Below are 22081 nucleotides of genomic sequence, written 5' to 3' on the forward strand. Positions count from 1 at the left end.
TTCCATGTTGCTGGCCCTTGATATCGGCAATACCCAGACCGTGGTTGGCTTGTACCAGGCCGAGCGCGCCGAAGACAGCCAGGCCGACGATGGGCTGATTGAGCACTGGCGGCTGTCCACCGTCCACGAGCGCACGCCCGACGAGGTGGCCGTTCTGTTGCGGAGCCTGCTGGACAGCATTGATGTGGGCATGGAGGAGGAGCTGACCGGAGTCGCGGTGTGCTCGGGGGTGCCCCGCATCCGCGAGAGCGTGCGGATGATGGTGCAGCGCTACTTCGATTTCGAACCGGTGGTGATCGAGCCCGGCACTCGCAGCGGCATCCCCATCCTGTACGACAACCCCCGCGAGGTTGGGGCTGACCGCATTGCCAACGCGGTGGCTGCTCACCAGCTCTACGGCGGACCGGCGGTGATCGTCGACTTCGGCACTACCAACAACTTCGACGTGGTCTCCGCGGCCGGCGAGTTCTTGGGCGGGGCCATAGGCCCGGGTATCGAGGTCAGTCTTGACGCCATGGTGGGCCGGGCGGCCGCCTTGGGGCCGGTGGCGCTCACCGAGCCCCGCAGCGTGATTGGCAAGACCACGATGGAGTCCATCCAGTCGGGTGTCATTTACGGGTTCGTGGCCCAGATCGACGGCATGGTGGCCCGATTCACCGCCGTGTTGGACGAAGAGATGGTGGTGATCGCCACCGGTGGCCTGGCCCACCTGATCGCCCCGCTGTCGGAGAGCATCCAGTACGTCGAGCCCCATCTGACCCTTCACGGTCTGTGGCTGGTCCACGGGCGCAACCAGTAGGGCATTCGGTGAATCCCCCCTACCGGTTCGAGACCACCGCCACTGCCGCCGAATGTCACGACCGCCATGGCGGTATCGAGCCGGGCACCGAGACTGGGAAGCAGGTATCGGTGGCGGGCCGGGTCATGCTCCGGCGGGTGCAGGGGCGGCTGGCGTTCGCCACGCTTCAAGACGCCACCGGGCGCGTCCAGCTATTTGCCCCGGCCAAGGTCACCCCCGACTACGACGGGTTCTGTTCCCTGTCTCTTGGGGATTGGGTTGGAGTAAGCGGGGAGGTGATGAAGACCCGGACCGGAGAGCTCTCTGTAAAGGTGGAGCAGTGGGAGCTGCTGGCCGCAGCCCAGCGGAGCTTTCCCGACAAATGGCACGGGCTGTCCGATCCCGACATCCGGTTCCGCCAGCGCTATGTCGATCTGTGGGTGACCGAGGAGGCCCGCCACACCTTCCGACTGCGGTCGGAGATGATGTCGCTCACCCGCCGGTGGCTGGAAGACCGGAGGTTCATCGAGGTGGAGACGCCGGTGTTCCATCCGGTGCCCGGCGGCGCGCTGGCCAGGCCGTTCAGCACCCACCACAACGCGTTGGACATGGATCTCTTCTTGAGGATCGCGCCGGAGCTGTACTTGAAGCGGCTGGTGGTGGGGGGTCTAGAACGGGTGTATGAGATTGCCCGAGTCTTCCGAAACGAGGGCATATCCACCCGGCACAACCCCGAATTCACGATGCTGGAGCTGTACTGGGCTTATGCCGACTACGGCGACATCATGGAGCTGGTTGAGGAGCTGGTTGCCCATCTGGCCCTGGAACTGAAGGGCACCACCCACATCAGCTACGGCGGGCGCGATCTAGACTTGACTCCGCCCTGGCCCAGAGCCCGGTTTGTCGATCTGCTGGCTACCCACAGCGGTCTGGATGTCGACCTCGACACCCCGCTGGCCAAATTGCGATCGCACTGTGCCGACCGGGAGATACCGGTAGAAGACCGCTGGGGGCCGGGAAAGCTTCTCTTGGAGCTCTATGAGAAGACCACCGAGGCCGAGCTATGGGGCCCGGTATTCGTGTGCGATTACCCCAAGGAAGTATCGCCGCTGGCCCGGGAGCACCGGGACCATCCCGGCTGGGTAGAGCGCTTCGAGGCCATCGTGGCCGGCCGGGAGCTGGCCAACGCCTTCAGCGAGCTCACTGATCCCGACGAGCAACGGGCCCGCTTCGAAGACCAGGCGGCCGACCGAGATGCAGGCGACGCCGAAGCCATGGCCGTGGACCGGGACTATCTGCGGGCGCTGGAGTTCGGCCTGCCCCCCACCGGTGGATTGGGGGTGGGCATGGATCGCCTGGCCATGCTGCTGGCCGACGCGCCCAGCATCCGCGACGTGATCCTGTTTCCCACGCTGCGCCCCGAACCCCCGGAGCGCCCCGAACGCTAGCCGTACCCGTGGGTCGCCGACTCAGAACCGGCAGTCCAATTGGTTGACGGCTGCCAGTGGCCTAGGCGTCCCCTAGGGGGATGCGGGCCCGGTCGATCAGGTGAGCGGTGGCCACGCCGAGGGCCGCGGTCGCCGTGGTGGGGGGAAGCACCTCCAGGCTGGCCGAGGCCTGCTGGGCGTAGTTCCGGGCCACGTCGAGGGCTTCCTGCACCCCGCCGCTGGCCTGCACCAGTTGCAGAGCCGAGCGGACGGTTGCGTCGGACACTGTCCCCCCCAGCAGATGCCTGAGCTGGGGACCGTAGGAAGTGCCCAGCGCCCGGATCACCGGAAGCGTGTAGATCCCCTCGTGCAGATCGTTGCCCGACGGCTTCCCCAGGTGCTCGTCGGTGGCCACGATGTCCAAGATGTCGTCCACCACTTGGAAGGCCAGCCCGTAGTAGCGGCCAAACTCGGTGAGGGTGTCCACAGTGGGCCGGTCCAGCCCGGCCACCAAGCCGCCGATGCGACAGGAAGTGGCCAGCAAGGAGGCAGTCTTTCCCTCGATGGAGTCGGTGTAGGAGGTTTCGGTGCGGTCGGGATTGCCCGTGTCTTGCAGCTCCCGCACCTGGCCTTCGCACAGCCGCCCAATGGTGGCGGCCAGCAGCCCGGCCACCTCGGTGCCCAGTGAGGCAGCCAGCTCCGAGGCTCGGGCCAGCAGGAAATCCCCGGCCAGGATGGCCCGCAGGTTGCCCCACTTGGCGTTCACGCTGGCCACGTTGCGCCGCACTTGGGCTTCGTCCATCACATCGTCGTGGTACAGCGAGCCCAGGTGAACTAGCTCCACGGCCACTCCGCCAGTGAGAACATCGTCTTCGACGGGTGAAGGCCGGGTCTGGGCAATGGACGCCGATGCGATCACAAACCCCGGCCGAACCCGCTTTCCCCCGGCCCGAATGAGATGACCGGCTACTTCGGTGAGAAACGGGGGCTCGGTATGGATCGACTCTTCCAGCCGCAGCTCCAGCCGCTCCAGGTCGCGCCCCATGGTGGGAATCGGATCGAGGGGGCTGCGAATCACGCATTCAGCGTAGTGGTCCAATCCTCAAATTCTCCCATTCAGCCCGATTGGCGGCGTCTTCGGCAGTATTGGGTTGAGGAGAGGTTGAGGCTTCGGGAACGAAATGGGGGGGTGAGGGGGTTACACTTCGGGACAAGCCCCCTATTGGGAGACTGCCGTGTTCGAGAGATTCACAGATCGGGCCCGCCGGGTCGTTGTCCTGGCCCAGGAAGAGGCGCGCCTGCTCCACCACAACTACATCGGCACCGAGCACATCCTGCTCGGCCTGATACACGAGGGCGAAGGGGTGGCCGCCAAGTCATTGGAGTCGCTGGGCATCTCCCTGGAAGCAGTGCGCAACCAGGTTGAGGAGATCATCGGCCAGGGCGGGTCGTCCCCGTCGGGCCACATCCCGTTCACCCCCCGGGCCAAGAAGGTGCTTGAGCTGTCTTTGCGGGAGGCTCTCCAGCTAGGCCACAACTACATCGGCACCGAGCACATCCTGCTCGGCCTGATCCGAGAGGGCGAGGGGGTGGCTGCCCAAGTGCTGGTGAAGCTGGGGGCCGATTTGTCAAGGGTCCGACAGCAAGTCATCCAGCTTCTGTCTGGCTATGGCGGCCCACAGGGGTCGGGCGCCTCGGAGAAGGCCACCACCTCTCCCGGTGGCAGCGGTGACGGCGGGGCATCGGGCTCCCTGGTGCTTGACCAGTTCGGCCGCAACCTCACCAAGCTGGCCCGAGACAGCGGGCTCGACCCGGTGATCGGCCGGCAGCGGGAGACCGAGCGGGTCATGCAGGTGCTCTCCCGTCGCACCAAGAACAACCCGGTTCTGGTGGGCGAGCCCGGAGTGGGCAAGACCGCCATCGTGGAGGGCCTGGCCCAGAAGATCGCGGCCGACGACGTTCCCGAGACAATTCGCAACAAGCAGCTCTACACCCTGGATTTGGGGGCGCTGGTGGCTGGGTCCCGCTATCGCGGGGATTTCGAGGAGCGCCTCAAAAAGGTGCTCAAGGAGATCAAGACTCGGGGCGACATCATCTTGTTCATCGACGAGCTGCACACCCTGGTGGGCGCGGGCGCGGCCGAGGGTGCCATCGACGCCGCCTCCATCCTCAAGCCCATGCTGGCCCGAGGCGAGCTCCAGACCATCGGGGCCACCACCCTTGACGAGTACCGCAAGCACTTGGAAAAGGACTCCGCTTTGGAGCGCCGGTTCCAGCCGGTCAAGGTGGATGAGCCCACTATCGCCCACACCATCGAGATCCTCAAAGGGCTGAGAGACCGCTACGAGGCCCACCACCGAGTCACTATTACCGACCAGGCTCTAGTGGCGTCGGCGAACTTGGCCGACCGCTACATCTCCGACCGCCACCTGCCCGACAAGGCCATAGACCTCATTGACGAGGCCGGCTCCCGTCTGCGCATCAAGCGGATGGACACCCCGACCGACTACAAGGACTTCGAGAGCCAGCTCTCCCAGGTCGTGGCCCAGAAGAAAAATGCGGTGGAGCAGCAGGATTTCGAAGAGGCCGGACGGCTGCGGGACCAGGAGAAGGAACTGCTGGCCGGCAAGGAGCAGATGGAAGAGGAGATCCGGGCCAAGGGCGTGGACCTGTTCGATGAGGTAGACGAGGAGGCGGTGGCCGAGGTGCTGTCCATCTGGACCGGCATTCCCGTCTACAAGCTCACCGAGGAGGAGACGGCCAAGCTCCTGCGGATGGAAGACGAGCTGCACCAGCGGGTCGTCGGCCAGGAGGACTCCATCAAGGCGGTATCGCAGGCCATTCGCCGCACCCGGGCTGGCCTCAAAGATCCCAAGCGGCCCAGCGGATCGTTCATCTTTCTGGGCCCGTCGGGCGTGGGCAAAACCGAGCTGGCCAAGACGTTGGCCGAGTTCCTGTTCGGCGACGAGCAGGCCCTCATCGCCCTGGACATGTCGGAGTACATGGAGAAGCACACGGTGAGCCGGCTGGTGGGCTCACCGCCCGGCTACGTCGGCTACGAAGAGGGCGGGCAGCTCACCGAAGCGGTGAGGCGCAAGCCATTTTCAGTGGTTCTGTTCGACGAGATTGAGAAGGCCCATCCCGACGTGTTCAACACGCTCCTGCAAATTCTGGAGGAGGGCCGCCTGACCGACAGCCAGGGCCGGTCGGTGGACTTCCGCAACACCGTGTTGATAATGACCTCGAACCTGGGCACCCAGAATCTGCGCAAGGCCAACCTGGGTTTCGCCAAGGCCGATGAGGCCATCACTTATGAGCGCATGAAGGAAAAGGTCACCGAGGCCCTCAAAGACCACTTCCGCCCCGAGTTCCTGAACCGTATCGACGAGGTCATCGTGTTCCACGAGCTGACCCGGGCAGAGGTGACCCGGATCGTGGACTTGATGATCAAGCGGCTCCAGAACCAGCTTGAGGCCCAGGGCATCGGCTTGGAGCTCACCCAGGAGGCCAAGGTGCTGCTGGCCCAGCGGGGCTATGACCCGACGCTGGGGGCCCGTCCGCTACGCCGGGCCATCCAGCGCCTAGTGGAGGATCCCCTGTCGGAGCGGCTTCTATGGAAGGAGTTCCGAGCGGGCGAGACAATTCTGGTGGATGCCGAGGAAGATCCCGACGAGCCCGGCTCGGACCGGATCGGTTTCCGGGCCGTCGAGGGTTTCGAACCGCCCCCGGTGGAAGAGTTGGCTGGCGCTTAGTCGAATGCCCGCAGTGGTTCGCAGGGGGGCCGCGATGCGACGGGTTGGCGTGTCCGCGGCAGCCCGGAGGGTGGCACTCCTTCTTGTATTGGTATTGGGACTGGCCGCCTGCCAGGTCAACATCGAGGTCGGTATCGGCTTCAACGAGGACGGCTCTGGGCTGGTTACGGTGGACGTGGCGCTAGACCAGGAGGCAGTTACGCTGGCCCCCGACATCACTTCCCTGCTGTTGATCGAAGACATCGAGGATCCTGCCTCGGGCTGGTCGTACAACGACCCCCGGATCGACGACCAGGGCCGCACCAGTTTCTCGGCATCCAAGCCATTCGGGTCGCCCGAGCAGCTCGAGTCGGTATTGGCTGAGATCTTCGGCTCAGACGATGTGTTCAGGGATATCACGTTCGAGCGCACCACCTCCTTTGCTCAAACCGACTATCGGGTGACCGGGGTGGTCGATTTGTCGGACGGTCTGGATCTGTTCATCGATCCCCGGCTCACCGAGCGCCTCGGAGGTGAGCCCCTTGGCCAGCCGATCCCCGACCTGGAGAACGCGCTGGCCGGAGTATCAGTGCGGCTGGTCTTGGATCTTCCGGTGGGTGCCGAGCAAGAAGAGACTCTGGAACTGGGGCAGGGGGCGGTGAGCATCGAGATGACCGCCCAAGAGGAGAGCGCCACTGCGGTGACTCTTCGCTGGGTGGCCTGGGCAGCGTTCGCGCTGTTGGGCCTGTCGGTGCTGGTTGCCATAGCCGGCTATTTCCTGGAGCGTCGGAACCGGAGACGCAGCACCGATCCGACCGTGTCACAAGAGCCGCTGGTTCGATCCACCACCTCCGCCGCGCCTCAGCCCCCGGCTCGCCGGTTGCGACTGGTGGTCTTGAATCCGCTCGGGGTGCTGTTCGAGCCGTCGGACGAACCGTCCCAGCTCCTGGCCGCCTTCGCCGCCGAGCGCGGCTCAGAGATGGACGCCGAGAGCGTGGAACAGCTCCATCACCAAGCAGTTCTCGGTCGCATCACCCCCGCTGAGCTGTGGACCGGGCTCGGATTGGACGACAACCCCGATGAGCTCACCGAGCAGTACTTGGACCAGTACACCATGCGGTCTGGGGCCCGGGACTTCATGACCGAGATGGCCCGACGGGAGCTGCCGGTGGCCTGTCTCACCAACGACATCGCCTCATGGTCGTCCGCATTACGGGATCGGCTCCAGATCACCGGCGTGGATACCTGGATTGTGAGCAGCGAGGTGGGAGTATGCATGCCCGCTCCCGGCATCTACGAAGCCCTGCGCCGAACGACGGCGGTTCCCTACGAGAACGCGCTGCTGGTGGATGTGAGGGCTGGGCATCTCGACGCCGCCCATGCGCTGGGGATGTCCACTGCGATGCTGGCCGAATCCCGTCCGCAGGACGGGGAGGCCCCTGGCCACGCGGTGGTGACCAGCTTCTCCGACTTCTTCCGGCGCCGTCCTCGCTCCTAGCCCAGCTGCTGGGCGGCCTGCGTCGCGAAGTAGGTGAGGATGACGTCGGCGCCTGCTCGGCGAATACCGGTGAGCGTTTCGGCGACGATGGCCTGCTCGTCCAGCCAGCCCGACGCCGCAGCCGCCTTGATCATCAGGTACTCGCCGCTCACCTGGTATGCGGCCACCGGCACAACTGAAGCCTCAGCGAAGCGCCTCACCACGTCGAGGTAGGGCCCGGCGGGCTTGACCATTACCATGTCGGCACCCTCGGCGATGTCCAGCTCCATCTCCCTCAGGGCCTCGCGGCTGTTGGCCGGGTCCATCTGGTAGGTCTTCTTGTCGCCGGAGCGGGGGGCGGAGTCCAGCGCCCCCCGGAAGGGACCGAAAAACGCCGAGGCGTACTTGGCGGTATAGGCGCAAATGCCCACTTCGGTGTGCCTGTGGTGATCGAGCGTTTCCCGAATGGCCCCCACCCGGCCGTCCATCATGTCGCTGGGGGCCACGATGTCGGCCCCGGCATCGGCGTGGGTCAGGGCTTGGCGGCACAGCACATCCACCGTTTCGTCGTTGGCGATGGTGCCGTCGGGGGCCACTATGCCGTCGTGGCCGTCGCTGTTGTAGGGGTCGAGGGCCACATCGGTCATCACCACCGTGTCGGGATGGGCCGCCTTGATAGCCCTGATGGTCTGGGGGATGAGCCCGTCGGGGTTCCAGGCCTCATCCCCGGTCGGTGTCTTCAATTCGTCGGGGGCGGCCTCGAACAGGACCACGGCCCGAACCCCGATATCGGCGGCCCGGCCGACCTCGTCCACGAGTCCGCTAACGCTCCAGCGGTTCACGCCGGGCATCGAGTCGATGGGCTCGTCTCGACCTCGATGTACGAACAGGGGCAACACGAGATGGGCGGGGCTGAGCTCGGTCTCTCGCACCATGTCGCGAATGGCTGGGGTGCGCCGGTTGCGCCGGGGCCTGGCGGCCAGCACCAAGTGAGGATGGGCCATGCCCTAATGCTCCCACCTGTGCTCCCGGTGTGCACCCTCGGTGGGCTAAACAAGGGCCATGCGCATCGAGTTGTCGACGGGAACGCCGGCGGAGCTGGCCCGGGTCAAAGGCGCTGACCGGGGACTGGTGCTGATCCCGGATCTTATGGGCCTGCGGCCCCTGTTCGACGATCATGTGGCCCGACTGGCTGCCGAGCAGGGATGGACGGTGTGCGCTCCGCAAGTATTCCCTGGTCAAGAAGACCTGGCGGCTGAGGAGAGGATGGCCGCAGTCTGCGAGTTGAGCGACGAGCAAGTGCTGGCCGATGTCTTGGCCGCGGCCGATGCCACCGATTGCGAAACGGTGGCGATCACCGGTTTCTGCATGGGCGGCATGTACACCATCAAGGCCGCGGCCACCGGGCGCTTTCACCGGGCGGCCGCCTTCTATGGAATGATCCGGCTGCCTGAGCACTGGAGAGGCCCCGGCCAGGGCGAGCCGCTGGAGCTGCTGGACGCGGGCGATCCGTGTCCGCTGTTGGCCGTCATCGGCACCGAAGACCCGTTCACCCCGGCTGACGATGTGGCCGCGCTGGAGGCGGCCGGTGCGGTGATTGCCTCCTACGAGGGCGCCGATCACGGTTTCGTCCACGATCCCGTCCGTCCCGCCCACCGCCCGGATGACGCGGCCGACGCTTGGGCTCGGGTCATCGACTTCCTGAGCGCGTAGAGACCAGGCGGAGATGGCGACCCGACCCTCGGTGTGGACGGTGATCGTGGCCGCCGGCTCGGGCACCCGCTTCGGGGGGGCCAAACAGTATCTGGAATTGGCTGGCAGCCGGGTAGTGGACCGCAGCGTGACGGTGGCAGCCCAGGTCAGCGACGGAGTGGTGGTTGTGGTTCCAGGCGGGGATGTAGAAGCCGAATCGCCCCGGTTGGCCGCCAGCGCAGTAGTGGCCGGCGGGTCGAGCCGGGCCGACTCGGTCCGCAATGGTCTGGCTGCCGTGCCCCGCGACGCAGACATCATCTGCGTCCACGACGCGGCCCGCCCCTTGGCCGGCCCCGATGTCTACGAGAGGGTCATCAGCGAAGTGCGATCAGGTGCCGCCGGGGCCGTGCCGGTGGTGCCGGTGACCGATACCATCCGCAGGGTGGACGGGGGAGTGGTGGATCGCAACACGCTGCAAGCAGTGCAGACCCCGCAGGCTTTTCGAGGCGATCTGCTGCGAGCGGCCCACGCCGGTGCTGACGACGCCACCGATGACGCCGGTTTGGTAGAGGAGGCTGGCCATGTCGTGGTGGCGGTGGAGGGCCATCCCCGCAATATCAAGATCACCCACCCCGACGATCTGGCCGCGGCCGAAGCATGGTTGGCGCCATGAACGGGGAGATTCGAATAGGCCACGGGTTCGACACCCACCGGTTTAGCGACGACCCCGACCGGCCCTTGATCCTGGGCGGGGTCTGCTTCGAGGGCTCGCCGGGTTTGGTGGGCCACAGCGATGGCGACGCGGTGGCCCACGCCGTTGCCGATGCCTTGTTGAGCGCGGCGGGATTGGGCGACATCGGCGTGCTGTTCCCTGACACCGACGACGCATGGGCGGGTGCCGACAGCCTCGTGTTGTTGGCCGACGCGGTGGCTCATCTGGCAGAGGCGGGTTGGAGGGTGGTTAACGCCGACTGCACGGTGGTGGCCGAGGCTCCTCGTATCGCCCCCAAACGAGGTGAAATGGAAGCCCGGCTCAGCGGCGTGGTCGGCTCTCCGGTCACGGTTAAGGGAAAGCGGGCCGAAGCTCTGGGCGCATTGGGCCGAGGCGAGGGCCTGGCCTGCTGGTCGGTGGCGCTGATCGAACGCCCATGAGCTCTCGGGGTCCAAGGAGAGGGCAACCACAGAATCGAGGCAGGGGCGGCAAACCGGGTGGCCAGCAACAGCAACAGCATCGTCGCCGACAGCCGTCCGGCTTGGGCGGCGACCGGGTGGAGGGCCGCCAAGCGGTGCGGGAGCTGCTGCTGGCCGGCGCTCGCCCTACTCATGAGGTGGTGGTCGCCGCCGGTCAGAACCAATCCGGATTGCTGGCCCAGATTGTTGAGCTGGCCGCCGAGCTTCGGGTGCCGCTGAAGGAGGTGGCCAAAGCCAAGTTCGAGTCGATGACCGTCACCGAAGCTCCCCAGGGCGTCATGGCTAGGGCCGCGCCCCTGCATGAGCATGATCTTGAAGAACTGGCCCGCCCCTCCGACGGACGCCCCCCGTTCTTGCTGGTGCTCGACGGCATCACGGATCCTGGCAACGTCGGCGCCGCCCTGCGAACCGCCGAGTGCGCCGGGGTCACCGGGGCAGTGCTGGGGAAACACCGCGCCGCCCACATCACCCCGGCCGCGGCCAAAGCCGCTGCCGGCGCAGTGGAACACGTGCCCATGGCCCTGGTTCCGGGCATCCCCAACGCGCTGGCCCGACTGGCCGAGCTGGGGGTGTGGTCGGTAGGGCTCGACGTGGCCGCGCCGACCTCGGTGTACGACATGAGCGTGGCCGCCGACGCGGTGGCGCTGGTGGTGGGAAGCGAGGGCCGGGGCCTATCCCGTCTGGCCCGCCAACGCTGCGACGTGGTGGCCACCATCCCCCTGGCAGGCAGCCTCAGCTCGCTCAACGCGGCGGCGGCCACCGCCATCGGCTGCTTCGAAGTGGCCCGCCAGCGCCAGGCCCACTAGGTCTGGGGCGGGGCGAGGGTGTCGGTGATTAGGGTCTGGACTACGGCGTGGAGGGCTTCTTCGTCGGTGGCGCCTTCGGCTAGTGCCTCCTGGTACACGGCCAGTTGGTGGTCGGCGGAGGTGCCGCGCTGGCAGATGGTGCGGGCGTGTTCAACCTCGGTCACGCAGTCCAAGGCCTCGGCGTCGGGCCGGACCAATTCGATCATCTCTTCCACCAAGTCGGGCACCGGCACCAACTCGCCCTTGCCGAAGTCGATGAGGCGGTCGCCGATCCCGTAGCGCTGAGCCCGCCACAGGTTCTCCGACACCAAGAAGTTGGCATAGCTGCGCCAGCGGCGGTTCTCTAACTTGAGCCTCCACAGCATTCGCAGCAAGCACACGTACAGGGCCGCCACGGTGATGGTGTCCTCCATCCTGGTGGGCAGGTCGGTTACCCGCATCTCCAAGGTGGGGTAGCGCTCCGACGGGCGGATGTCCCACCACACCTTGGTGGAGTCCTCGATGACCCCGGCCTGTACCAGCACGTCCACATGGCGTCGGAACTCCGACCACGAGTCGAACTTCTCCGGCAATCCAGTGCGGGGCAGCGCCCGGAACATCGCCATGCGGTAACTCTTGAGGCCGGTGTCGCGTCCTTCCCAGAACGGCGACGAGGTGGAAAGAGCAAGCAGGTGGGGAAGGAAGTAGGAGACCTGGTTCATCAGGTCAACCCGCAAGTCGGGGTCTTCGATGCCGACGTGGACGTGAAGGCCGGAGATGACCAGCCCGCGGGACACGCCGGCAAGGGTATCGGCCAGAGCCTGGTAGCGCTCCCCTTCGGTCACCCTCTGCTGGTGCAGGCGAGCGAAAGGGTGGGATGAGGCCGCGATCGGCGCCAGCCCGTAGTCGTAAGCGGCCTCGGTGACCGCGAGGCGCAGCAGTCCGATGTCGGCCCTCAGATGCTTGAAGTCGGTGCATATGCCGGTGCCGATCTCGAGCTGCGAGCTGAACAGCTCTCTGGCGACGAGACCATGGTGCAGGTCGGCTACCTTCTCCAGAATCCCAGACGGCTGCTTGGTGATGAGGGCACCGCTCTCGCGCTCCACAAGGAGGTACTCCTCCTCAATTCCCATGGACCAGGCTGGTTCGTCGGCCACGGCGACTCCTTTCCCAGTGGTGGCTGCATAAACGCGAAATCAGAGCCCGAGACAGGAATCGAACCTGCGACCTGCTGTTTACAAGACAGCTGCTCTGCCGACTGAGCTACTCGGGCGTCGAATTTGTTGATTGTGAGGCTGTTGGAGCCTCCGTTCAAGAGCATAAGGCGTGCCGATTGGGGAGGGTGCTTGAATAGCGCCTAGTGGTGGGCAACGCTTGTTGGAATGGCCCTCACGAAACGAGATCGGGCGATCTTGGACTTTGAGCGCACCTGGTGGCAGGAGACCGGGTCGAAGGAGGCCGCTATTCGGGCGCGCTTCGAGCTTTCCACTACCCGGTATTATCAGCTGCTGAACGAACTATTGGAAGAGACGGATGCAATGGAGTACGACCCAATGGTTGTACGGCGTCTGCGGCGGATTCGCGATCGCCGCAGAAGGTCCAAATTCGGTCAGACTTCGGTCGGCCGGCAGCCGTCTCGATAACAGTCCGGAGCCACAAGCACTATGGAGTCGAACCAAGCACCCAACAATCAGATGGTCATCAGAGGGGTGGTGCTGGTTCTAGCCCTGATCGCAGCCGGAGCTTTCGTGCTGGCCCGCGGCCTCGACGACAACGGAGATTCCACGCCGGCTGCCACCGAGCCCACGACGGCACCAGAGGAGACCCCCGACCCGGTCGATTCTCCCTCAAACGGCGGCGACGAAGCCGCGACTCCTGCCCCCACACCCGACGAGGCTCAGTCGACCACCCCTGCACCCGAGGTAACCCAGGCTCCCGCCCCCGACCCGGAGGAAAAGCTTGAGTGCCGTGATCCGTCCACTATCGGCGTGCTGGTGGCCAACACCACCGATATCAGCGGGGCAGCCGGTCGGCTCTCGGGCGAGTTGAATGCCGCCAACTACGTAACGCTTCAGCCGGAGAACGCCAATCCCCAGACGGGTTCGGCCTTCTACTTCCGGGCAGGCTACGAAGTTGACGCCCGGTGCATCGCCAACCTGTTGGGCGTGGGTGCCGGACCGTTCTTCCCGATGTCCGATCCTCCTCCCGCCGGTATCTCGCTGGAGACACTGGGTAACGCCTACGTCCTGATTCTGATCGGACCCGACAGCCTGGCCCAGCGTCCTGGCTGACAGCCCGATGGCACCGGCCAGTTTGCCAACCGCAGTTTCGGCGGCCCACTGCTAGATGGCGGAGGCCGCATGCATATCGTCGCCGCCCCCGACAAGTTCCGGGGCACGGCCACAGCCGTTCAAATCGCCGACGCCGTAGTCCTCGCCGCCGAACAGGCCGGGGCCTCAGCCGACGCCGTTCCCTTGGCCGACGGGGGGGAGGGCACGCTGGAGGTGCTGGGAGGGGCCAATCGGACCACCACCGTGACCGGTCCCCTGGGCGACCCGGTGGAGGCACCGTGGCGGCTTCAACGCCACATCGCGGTGGTTGAGATGGCCCGAGCCTCGGGCTTGGCCTTGGTGGGCGGGGCCGAGGCCAACGATCCTCTGGGGGCCACCACCTACGGAACCGGGGAGCTAATCGAGGCTGCTGTGGAACGGGGCGCCCGGCGGGTGCTGGTGGGGGTGGGGGGCTCGGCCACCACCGACGGTGGGCTGGGCGCTCTGCGAGCGCTGTACCCCACACAGCGCCTCAAAGGGGTAGAGCTGGCTGTGGCCTGCGACGTGAGGACCCGGTTCACCGACGCCGCCACGGTGTTCGGGCCCCAGAAGGGGGCCGGTCCAGCTCAGGTGGAGTTGCTGCGCCGCCGCCTGGAACGGCTCAGCCAGGTATACGCCGAAACCTATGGCGTGGCGGTGGATGACATCGAAGGCTCGGGGGCGGCCGGCGGCCTGGCCGGCGGCCTGGCGTGCGTGGGTGCCGAGCTGGGCAACGGCTTCGAGCTGTTGGCCGAGGAAGTGGACCTGTACGGACGTATAGAGGGGGCCGATCTAGTGGTGACCGGGGAAGGCGCCCTCGACGCCACATCGTTTCAGGGGAAGGTGGTGGGCGGTGTGGGCGAGATGGCAGCGGCTGCCGGGGTGCCGGTGCTGACCGTGGTGGGGCGGGTGGACGGCGCAACTACCTCTGCCTGCGGCGAGCTGATCAGCCTGAGCGACCGCTTCGGTGCCGAGCTGGCCATGGCGGACACCGCCCGACTGGTCGGCCAAGCGGTCCTGGACCATCTGGCCTCGTAGCCGAGCCGTACGGTCACCGAGCCTGGCGGAAGTACCCGGGCACCTCGATCAGGGGCGGGCGCTCCTGCATGGTGATCTCAGTATCGCCGAAACCGGGGCGGTGCAGCGTGATGGCGGTATTCACCAGGGTGCGGTCGGCCCGGTGCAGGGCCACCTGCATGACCTCGGTTGCTTGGGACGACAACTCGTGCAGAGGGCGATTGCGGTGAACCCGCACGCCCAGGTCCACTTGGGCTATGGCGTCGTAGCCCGCTAGCCGGCACACGTCGATGAGCAGTCCCATCTCCACTCCGTATCCCTGGACGAACGGCACCCGCTCCAGCACTTCCCGACGTCCGGCGTACTCCCCGGCCAGGGGCTGGATGATCTCGCCCAGTTCAGGGAACAAGAGGGCGATGAGCGGCCGGGCCACCAGCTCGGTTGTGCGCCCCCCGCCCCGCTGGTCGGCCCCCACCGGGCGGTGGTAGTAGCCCTTGCAGTAGCCGATGGAGTCGTCGACCAATAGCGGGCCCAGCAGGCCGAAAATGAAGTGGGGGCTGAAGTTGGCCACATCGCTGTCGCACCACACAATGAGATCGCCGGTGGAGGCGAACAGCGACTTCCACAGGGTTTCTCCCTTGCCGGGCTGGTTGCCCAGATGGGCCAGAACATCGGAACAAGGCACCACCGTGGCCCCGGCGGCCTCGGCCACCTCGGCGGTGCCATCGGTGGAGTGGTCGTCCATCACGATCAGCTCGTCCACCAGCCCCAGCTTGTCCATGAGCTCGGCGCGGACCACCTTTGCGATGGTCCCGACGGTGGCCTCCTCGTTGCGAGCGGGCAGGCATACCGACACACTCGTCGATCCCTTGCGCTCGACGAGGTCAGCGGCTGCGAATTCACCGGCTGCGAACCTCCGCCGTCCGGTCATCGCCGCCTCCGGCCCACGAGTCGTCTTTGTCGTGTCATCCGAATAGCATCATGGCCCATGAGCGTGACCGTTCGGATACCGACCACCCTCCGCCCTCTGGCCGGAGGAGCCAGCGAGGTCGTCGTCGACGGCGGGAACGTCCGCGACGTGATCGTCTCGCTGGATGCCGCCCACCCCGGCTTCATCGACCGACTCATCGACGAGTCGGGCGGCTTGCACCGATACGTGAACGTCTTTGTGGACGACGACGACGTGCGGTTCGCCGACGGGTTGGCCACCTCGGTTCCCGACGGCCAGACGGTGGCCATTGTGCCCGCCGTAGCCGGCGGTTGATTCCTCACTTCCGCACCACTTGAGTTTGGCGTTTCTCGGACTCCTCGGTAATCTTTAGCAGTCTCATACTGAGAGTGCTAAAAATCGAGTCCTAATCGTCGGCAGCAAGCCGATAGTGCAAAAGGGAGAGTTCGAGGATGCCCAAAATCATCTCATTCGATGAGAAGGCCCGGCGCGCGCTGGAGTCAGGGATGAACCAGTTGGCCGACGCTGTGAGGGTCACGCTTGGCCCCAAGGGTCGCAATGTCGTTCTGGAGAAGAAGTGGGGCGCTCCCACGATCACCAACGACGGCGTGTCCATTGCCAAGGAGATTGAGCTGGAGGACCCCTACGAGAAGATCGGCGCTGAGCTGGTCAAAGAGGTGGCCAAGAAAACCGACGATGTGGCTGGCGACGGCACCACCACCGCCACCGTGCTGGCCTGGTCGATGGTGCGCGAGGGGCTGCGTAACGTGGCTGCCGGGGCCAATCCCATGTCCATCAAGAAGGGCATCGAGGTCGGGGTGGAAGCGGCGGTGGAGGCTATTCACTCCCAGTCGGTGGACGTCTCCTCCGACAAGGCCCAGATCGCCAACGTTGCTGCTATCTCGGCGGCCGACGCCGAGATCGGCGAGCTGATCTCCGAGGCCATCGACAAGGTGGGCAAGGACGGCGTAGTCACCGTAGAGGAGTCGCAGACCTTCGGCCTGGAACTCGACTTCACCGAGGGCATGCGCTTCGACAAGGGGTACATCTCCCCCTACTTCGTGACCGACGCCGAGCGCATGGAAGCAGTGCTGGACGAGCCCTACATCCTGTTTGTGGGCTCCAAGATCACCGCGGTACGCGACATTGTCCCGGTGCTGGAGAAGGTGATGCAGGCGGGCAAGCCGCTGCTGATCGTCGCCGAGGATGTAGAAGGCGAAGCGCTGGCCACCCTGGTGGTGAACAAGATTCGGGGAACCTTCAACTCCACCTCGGTGAAGGCTCCCGGTTTCGGCGACCGCCGCAAGGCCATGCTCCAAGACATGGCGATCTTGACCGCCGGCCAGGTCATCAGCGAAGAGGTTGGTCTAAAGCTGGAGAACACTACACTCGACCTGTTGGGCCGGGCCCGTAAGGTGGTCATCACCAAAGACGAGACCACGATCGTGGAAGGTGCCGGCGACCGCAGCGATGTGGATGGCCGCATCTCCCAGATCAAGGGCGAGATCGACAACACTGACTCCGACTACGACCGGGAGAAGCTGCAAGAGCGCCTGGCCAAGCTGTCGGGCGGCGTTGCCGTGCTCAAGGTGGGCGCGGCCACCGAGGTGGAGCTCAAAGAGAAGAAGCACCGCATCGAAGACGCCGTCAGCACCACCAAGGCGGCCATCGAAGAGGGTGTTGTGGCTGGCGGGGGCGTCACCCTGCTGCGGGCCCAAGCGGCGGTGAATGACGCCGCGTCAGGCCTGGCCGTGGACGACGAGGCCACCGGCGCCCGCATCGTATCCAAGGCGCTGGAGGGTCCGCTGACCCAGATCGCGGTCAACGCTGGCCTCGAGGGCGGCGTGATCGTGGAGCGGGTCCGCAACCTGGAGGGCAACTCTGGTCTGAATGCGGCCACCGGCGAGTACGAGGATCTGCTGACCGCGGGCATCATCGATGCGGCCAAGGTCACCCGTTCGGCGCTCCAGAATGCCGGCTCCATCGCCGGGTTGTTTTTGACAACCGAAGCGGTGGTGGCCGACAAGCCCGAGGAGAACGGCGGGATGCCCGGCGGCATGCCCGACATGGACTTCTAAGGGCCTCATCCCCCTCAGACAACTGGTGACGGGTCTTTACCGTTTATCTCGGAAACTCCTCTAGGCGCGTCCAGTTTTGCCGTCAGCGGCGGTAGCGTCGCGGTATGGCCGAGCTTCATCCGGCCTGTGCCCCGCTGGCATTCCTGTTGGGAACGTGGCAGGGCACGGGCACCGGGGTGTATCCCACCATTGAGGACTTCTCCTTTGCCGAGGAGGTCACTTTCGCCCATGTAGGCAAGCCGTTCTTGGCCTACTCACAAAAGACAAAGGACACCGGCACCGGCCTGCCCCTTCACACCGAGACCGGGTTTCTGCGCCCCCAGGGCGATGGGCGGCTCGAGTTGGTGCTGGTGCAGCCCTCGGGCATTGCAGAGGTATTGGTCGGCAACGTAGAAGGCCGCGACATCCAACTGGTCTCCACCGCGGTGCTGGTCACCGACTCGGCCAAGCCGGTCACCGCCACCCAGCGGCGCTTTTGGATGGACGGCGAGGTACTGCACTCCTCGGTGGCCATGGCGGCAATGGGGCTGGAACTCCAGCACCATGTGGTCTCGGAGATGTATTGCCTGTCATGACCCGAGGGCGTTCCGAGCGGGTGCTGGTGCGCCATTGGGACGGTTTCCACGAGCAAAGACGCCCCGACGACCTGGTTGTGGAGGAGCCCCTCACCATCGAGCTAGACGCCGTTACCGTGACCACCACCATGCGCACGCCGGGGCATGACTTCGAGCTGGCCGCCGGATTCTGCTTCGCCGAAGGGCTTCTGGGCGATGCTTCGGTGACCTCCATCCGCTATTGCGCCAACGAGCCAGCCGCCGACACCGAGTTCAACCTGGTCACAGTGGAGACCGACGGCGCTCCGCCGCCCACCCCCCGTTTGGGACTGACCACCTCGGCGTGCGGGCTGTGCGGGGCTGAGAGCATCGAGGCGCTGCTGGAGCGGCTGAACCCGCTGTCTGCCGGCAGTACGTCTATGTCAGCTGACGTCTTGGCCGCGGTGCCCGAGAGGGTGCGGGACTTTCAAGACCTGTTCGGCACCACCGGCGGAGTCCACGCCGCGGCCGCCTTCGGTCCCGGGGGCGAGCCCACCGTGGTGCGAGAGGACATCGGCCGCCACAACGCGGTGGACAAGGTGGTGGGCCGGATGCTGCTCGACGGCGACCTGCCTGCCCGAGGCCAAGGCCTGTTCGTGAGCGGCCGGGCGTCGTTCGAGATGGTCCAGAAGGCATGGGCGGCGGGGTTCGATGTGCTGGTGGCAGTGAGCGCCCCCTCCGCGCTGGCGGTGGAGACCGCCGCGGCCGCGGGCTTGTGCTTGGCCGGGTTTGTCCGCGACGGCCAACTCAACTTCTACTCCCCGTCTGCATAAGAATCCTGGCCATGCGCCCGCTGCCCAAGCTCACCCCCGAGAACGAGTTCTTCTGGACGGCCGGGGCCGACGGGACGCTGCGATTCCAGTACTGCGGGTCCTGCGACCGCTATCTCCACCCACCCGGCGTGGTGTGCTCCGGCTGCGGAGGTACGCCCGAGGTGAGGGAGGTGTCGGGGCGGGCCACTGTGGTGGGGGTCACCGTCAACTACCAGCCCTGGCTGCCCGACATGGAAGTTCCCTACGTAATCGGGCTGGTGGCCATCGAGGAGGACCCCTTGGTGCGGCTCACCACCCTCATCATGGACGCCGAACCCGATGATGTAGTCATCGGTCTGCCGGTGTCGGTGCGCTTCGAGCAGCACAAGGACGTGTGGCTGCCCGTGTTCGCCCCCACCGGTGAGCCGGTCATTGAGGCAGCCGAATACCCCGAGTCCGCCCCAGCGCCGGTGCGGTCCATGCCCACGGTAGAGAAGTTCGAGTCGAAGGTGGCCATCACTGGGGTCGGCCTCTCGGAGGTGGGCCGCCGGCTGGGCCGCGACCCCATGGGGCTGGCCGTCGACGCCTGCCGGGCCGCGGTGGCCGATGCCGGGTTGGCCATGGACGACATCGACGGCCTGTCCACCTATCCCGGCGGCGCCGCCAAAGACGGCGGACACTCCGAGGGCGGCATCTACCCGTTGGCCGATGCGTTGGGGATTGCTCCCACTTGGTTCTGCGGGACCGGGGAAACCCCTGGCCAAAGCGGGGCGGTGGTAAACGCCATGCTGGCGGTGGCCTCGGGGCTATGCCGCCATGTTCTGTGCTTTCGCACGGTGTGGGAGACCACGTCGATCGCCTGGGGCAATCGCCAGAACACCGGCGTGGGTGGCGGTTCTCGGATTTCAGGGGAGATGGAGTGGCGGCTCCCCTACGGGGCAATGTCGGCGGGCAACTGGATCGCGCTCATGGCCAGCCACTACTTCCACCGATACGGCGCCACCCGAGAGCAGCTGGGGTGGATCCCGGTGACTGAGCGGGCCGGGGCGGCGCACAATCCAGTGGCCATCTACCAAGAGCCAATGACCATCGACGACTACTTGGACGCCCGGATGATCACTACTCCGTTCGGTCTTTTCGACTGCGACGTGCCCTGCGACGGCTCGACTGCCCTGGTGGTGTCGGCGGTGGATTGCGCCTATGACGGCCCCCACCGCCCGGTGCTGGTGGAGGCGGTAGGCACCCAGATGCGGGAGCGGATGTCGTGGGACCAGGGAACGCTGCTTCACGAGCCCATGGTGGACGGCCCCTCGGCTCACTTGTGGAGCCGTACAGACCTCAAGCCGTCCGACGTGGACGTGGCTCTGCTCTACGACGGGTTCAGCTTCAACGCCCTGTCGTGGCTGGAAGGCCTGGGCTTTTGCGGCAAAGGAGAGGGCGCTTCGTTCGTGGAGGGGGGCAGCCGCATTGCCCGCGACGGCGAGATCCCGCTCAACCCCCATGGGGGCCAGCTATCGGCTGGACGGCTCCACGGCTATGGATTCCTGCACGAGGCGGTGACCCAGCTCCGAGGCCACGGCGGTGGACGACAGGTGGACGGGGCCGAAGTGGTGGTGGTCAGCACCGGCGGCGGCCATCCCGGCGGCGCGTTTCTTTTTGTTCGGGGATGACTTGGCCTCTTCGTCCGGGGTTGATCCCGTCTGCTAGAAGTGAGTTATGGCTGCATACATCATCGTCAACTATCAGGTGGACAACCCCGAGCTTTACGGGGAGTACATGCAGGGTGCCGCGGGCGCCTTGGGCATCGGCGACGGCGCCGAACTGGTCGCATTCGACACTGAGTCAGAGGTGATCGAGGGTGACACCGCTGGCCACCAGACCGTGGTGATCAAGTTCGACTCCAAGGAGAAGGCCCGCGAGGTGTGGGAATCCGACGCCTACACAGCAGTGGTGGGCAAGCGCCACGACGCCACCAGCCGCCATTTTGCGGTGCTGGTGAACGGCTTCGGCGACTGACCGTGCATAGGTGAGGGTGGTGGGACGTCGAGGCCAAAGGCCTGTCGCCCTCGCACTTGTCCTTGCACTGTTGGTCGCCGCCTGCGGCAGCGCCGCCGACAGTTCGAGACAACAGAGCGTCGCGGTCGAGCAGAATGAGGTGTCGCAGCCCGAAGGCGCGGCCGACTTCTTGACTGAAGCCCCCGAACTGGTAATCGGCGTCGTACTGCCGGAGACTGGTTCACTCAGCTTTCTGTACCCGCCTGAGAATGCTGGCGTGCACCTCGGAGTAGAGGATGTGCGGGCTGGCGGCGGCCGAGTAGAGATTGTGGCCGGCGACTCGGGCACCGACCCCGATCTCGCCGTAGAGACCGTCAACCGGCTGCTGGGCGAGGGTGCCCACGCAATTATCGGGGCGGCGGCCTCAGGGGTGTCCCAGGGAATAATCCAGACTCTGTATGAGTCGCAGATCGCCCAGTGTGCGGCGTCGAACACGTCGGCGGCCTTCAGCACTCAGGAGAACGCCGAGTTCTTCTTCCGCACGGTCACGACCACCCGAGCCGACGCTCCGGTCATGGCTGACAACATCGCACGCAGCGGCGGAACAAAAGTGGCTATCTTGGCTCGGGGTGATGACTGGGGAAAGTCCCTCTCAGAACAGTTGACCAAGAGCCTGGAAGAGCTGAACGTGGCCTCTGAAGTGGTGGTGTTCTCCCAGGATGCGGTCAATTTCCAGGACACGGCGGAGTCTGTGGGCACCATGGGCGCCGATACTGTCGTTATTCTCGCGTTCGCGGAGGGCGCGCAGATTGTGCGGAGTCTGCTGGAGGCGGGAGTTCCGCCCATCGCGATGCACGGTGGTGCGGGAATGTTCGATGTGGAGCTCCCGTCGATTGTGAGTCCGGGCAGCCCGGAGCTGCTAGACGGGTTCACGGTTTATGCTGCCTCGGGCAGCGTTGCGTTCAACGAGAGGCTGTCGGAGGTTGTCGGCGGGAACGTCGTCTTTGGCGGCCAGGCATATGACTGCGTGATTGTGCTGGCTCTGGCCTCGCTGGCCGCAGGTTCGACAGACGGCCCGGACATTCTCGCCGAGGTTCAAAACGTTACCCGTGATGGCACGAAGTGCTTCGGCTACGGCGAGTGCGCTGCCCTTCTAGCGCAGGGTGTGGACATTGACTATGACGGAGTGTCGGGCCCGCTCGACCTAGACGAGGTTGGCGACATCTCGGTGGGCCGGTTCGGTATCGCCCAGGTGCGCAACGGCGTCCTCGAAGTGCTCAGAGTCCAAGATATAGATGTCGACTAGG

Annotated in this window: 22 protein-coding genes and 1 tRNA gene; 18 read left to right on the forward strand and 5 right to left on the reverse strand. The window is 65.8% G+C overall.

Annotated elements, in window-relative coordinates; all coding sequences use genetic code 11:
- The first annotated feature begins 4 nt into the window (after positions 1–4).
- Both ACOOGG_RS03005 and lysS read left to right on the forward strand, forming a co-directional pair.
- Positions 5–799 (forward strand): type III pantothenate kinase, encoded by a 795-nt coding sequence (locus ACOOGG_RS03005; protein ID WP_420432144.1) that lies wholly within the window; start codon positions 5–7, stop codon positions 797–799.
- Positions 772–2226 carry a lysine--tRNA ligase gene (gene lysS, locus ACOOGG_RS03010; protein WP_420432146.1) on the forward strand — a complete coding sequence of 485 codons (1455 nt, stop codon included), beginning with the start codon at positions 772–774 and terminating at the stop codon, positions 2224–2226. The genes ACOOGG_RS03005 and lysS overlap by 28 nt, the downstream gene beginning before the upstream one ends.
- A gap of 61 nt (positions 2227–2287) precedes the next feature.
- Here the strand turns inward: lysS and ACOOGG_RS03015 are convergent, their stop codons facing one another.
- Positions 2288–3283, reverse strand: a complete 996-nt coding sequence (locus ACOOGG_RS03015) for a polyprenyl synthetase family protein (protein WP_420432148.1) — start codon at positions 3281–3283, stop codon at positions 2288–2290.
- Positions 3284–3440: 157 nt separating this feature from the next.
- On the opposite strand from ACOOGG_RS03015, the gene ACOOGG_RS03020 reads away from it, so the two are divergent.
- Positions 3441–5957 (forward strand): ATP-dependent Clp protease ATP-binding subunit, encoded by a 2517-nt coding sequence (locus ACOOGG_RS03020; RefSeq protein WP_420432150.1) that lies wholly within the window; start codon positions 3441–3443, stop codon positions 5955–5957.
- A 34-nt stretch (positions 5958–5991) separates the two neighbouring features.
- Positions 5992–7434: a hypothetical protein gene (locus ACOOGG_RS03025; RefSeq protein WP_420432152.1), complete on the forward strand. Its 1443-nt coding sequence runs from the start codon at positions 5992–5994 to the stop codon at positions 7432–7434.
- Here the strand turns inward: ACOOGG_RS03025 and hemB are convergent.
- Positions 7431–8417: a porphobilinogen synthase gene (hemB, locus tag ACOOGG_RS03030; RefSeq protein WP_420432154.1), complete on the reverse strand. Its 987-nt coding sequence runs from the start codon at positions 8415–8417 to the stop codon at positions 7431–7433. The two genes, ACOOGG_RS03025 and hemB, sit on opposite strands and share 4 nt — an antisense overlap.
- A 58-nt stretch (positions 8418–8475) precedes the next feature.
- On the opposite strand from hemB, the gene ACOOGG_RS03035 reads away from it, so the two are divergent.
- From ACOOGG_RS03035 to rlmB, 4 genes are all read left to right on the forward strand, one after another.
- Positions 8476–9126, forward strand: a complete 651-nt coding sequence (locus tag ACOOGG_RS03035; RefSeq protein ID WP_420432156.1) for a dienelactone hydrolase family protein — start codon at positions 8476–8478, stop codon at positions 9124–9126.
- A gap of 13 nt (positions 9127–9139) precedes the next feature.
- Positions 9140–9778: a 2-C-methyl-D-erythritol 4-phosphate cytidylyltransferase gene (gene ispD / locus ACOOGG_RS03040; protein WP_420432158.1), complete on the forward strand. Its 639-nt coding sequence runs from the start codon at positions 9140–9142 to the stop codon at positions 9776–9778.
- Positions 9775–10257, forward strand: a complete 483-nt coding sequence (ispF, locus tag ACOOGG_RS03045) for a 2-C-methyl-D-erythritol 2,4-cyclodiphosphate synthase (RefSeq protein WP_420432160.1) — start codon at positions 9775–9777, stop codon at positions 10255–10257. The genes ispD and ispF overlap by 4 nt, the downstream gene beginning before the upstream one ends.
- Positions 10258–10358: 101 nt before the next feature.
- On the forward strand, positions 10359–11102 hold the full coding sequence (gene rlmB, locus ACOOGG_RS03050; protein ID WP_420432162.1) for a 23S rRNA (guanosine(2251)-2'-O)-methyltransferase RlmB: 744 nt from the start codon (positions 10359–10361) through the stop codon (positions 11100–11102).
- On the opposite strand, the gene ACOOGG_RS03055 is transcribed toward rlmB, so the two are convergent.
- Positions 11099–12238, reverse strand: coding sequence for a carboxylate-amine ligase (locus ACOOGG_RS03055; RefSeq protein WP_420432164.1), 1140 nt, complete (start codon positions 12236–12238; stop codon positions 11099–11101). The two genes, rlmB and ACOOGG_RS03055, sit on opposite strands and share 4 nt — an antisense overlap.
- A 43-nt stretch (positions 12239–12281) precedes the next feature.
- Positions 12282–12354 (reverse strand) — tRNA-Thr (locus tag ACOOGG_RS03060).
- Between the two features lie 109 nt (positions 12355–12463).
- Here ACOOGG_RS03060 and ACOOGG_RS03065 point away from each other — a divergent pair.
- The 3 genes from ACOOGG_RS03065 (at position 12464) to ACOOGG_RS03075 (ending at position 14428) form a co-directional block, all read left to right on the forward strand.
- Positions 12464–12724, forward strand: a complete 261-nt coding sequence (locus tag ACOOGG_RS03065; protein WP_419845370.1) for a DUF3263 domain-containing protein — start codon at positions 12464–12466, stop codon at positions 12722–12724.
- 51 nt (positions 12725–12775) lie between these two features.
- The gene (locus tag ACOOGG_RS03070; protein ID WP_420432166.1) at positions 12776–13372 is read left to right on the forward strand and encodes a LytR C-terminal domain-containing protein; all 597 of its coding nucleotides are present in this window, start codon (positions 12776–12778) and stop codon (positions 13370–13372) included.
- Between the two features lie 69 nt (positions 13373–13441).
- Positions 13442–14428: a glycerate kinase gene (locus ACOOGG_RS03075; protein ID WP_420432168.1), complete on the forward strand. Its 987-nt coding sequence runs from the start codon at positions 13442–13444 to the stop codon at positions 14426–14428.
- 13 nt (positions 14429–14441) lie between these two features.
- Here ACOOGG_RS03075 and ACOOGG_RS03080 read toward each other — a convergent pair whose 3' ends face one another.
- Complete coding sequence (locus ACOOGG_RS03080; RefSeq protein ID WP_420432170.1) at positions 14442–15338, reverse strand: glucosyl-3-phosphoglycerate synthase; 897 nt, start codon at positions 15336–15338, stop codon at positions 14442–14444.
- 57 nt (positions 15339–15395) lie between these two features.
- Between ACOOGG_RS03080 and ACOOGG_RS03085 the strand changes: the two genes are divergently transcribed.
- The 7 genes from ACOOGG_RS03085 to ACOOGG_RS03115 all read left to right on the forward strand — a co-directional run bounded on the left by ACOOGG_RS03085 (position 15396) and on the right by ACOOGG_RS03115 (position 22080).
- On the forward strand, positions 15396–15671 hold the full coding sequence (locus ACOOGG_RS03085; protein WP_420432172.1) for a MoaD/ThiS family protein: 276 nt from the start codon (positions 15396–15398) through the stop codon (positions 15669–15671).
- 137 nt (positions 15672–15808) lie between these two features.
- Positions 15809–17434 carry a chaperonin GroEL gene (groL, locus tag ACOOGG_RS03090; RefSeq protein ID WP_420432174.1) on the forward strand — a complete coding sequence of 542 codons (1626 nt, stop codon included), beginning with the start codon at positions 15809–15811 and terminating at the stop codon, positions 17432–17434.
- Between the two features lie 104 nt (positions 17435–17538).
- Complete coding sequence (locus ACOOGG_RS03095; protein WP_420432176.1) at positions 17539–18009, forward strand: FABP family protein; 471 nt, start codon at positions 17539–17541, stop codon at positions 18007–18009.
- Positions 18006–18800, forward strand: coding sequence for a formate dehydrogenase accessory sulfurtransferase FdhD (fdhD, locus tag ACOOGG_RS03100; protein WP_420432178.1), 795 nt, complete (start codon positions 18006–18008; stop codon positions 18798–18800). Before ACOOGG_RS03095 ends, fdhD begins: the two co-directional genes overlap by 4 nt.
- 11 nt (positions 18801–18811) lie before the next feature.
- Entirely contained in the window at positions 18812–20449 is a 1638-nt protein-coding gene (locus ACOOGG_RS03105; protein ID WP_420432180.1) for a thiolase C-terminal domain-containing protein, read from the forward strand.
- A gap of 46 nt (positions 20450–20495) precedes the next feature.
- Entirely contained in the window at positions 20496–20795 is a 300-nt protein-coding gene (locus ACOOGG_RS03110; protein ID WP_420432182.1) for a DUF1330 domain-containing protein, read from the forward strand.
- Positions 20796–20934: 139 nt separating this feature from the next.
- Entirely contained in the window at positions 20935–22080 is a 1146-nt protein-coding gene (locus ACOOGG_RS03115) for an ABC transporter substrate-binding protein (protein ID WP_420432184.1), read from the forward strand.
- The last annotated feature ends 1 nt before the right edge of the window (position 22081 follow it).

Source organism: Candidatus Poriferisocius sp. (assembly GCF_965214065.1).
Classification (GTDB): Bacteria; Actinomycetota; Acidimicrobiia; order Acidimicrobiales; family Bin134; genus Poriferisocius.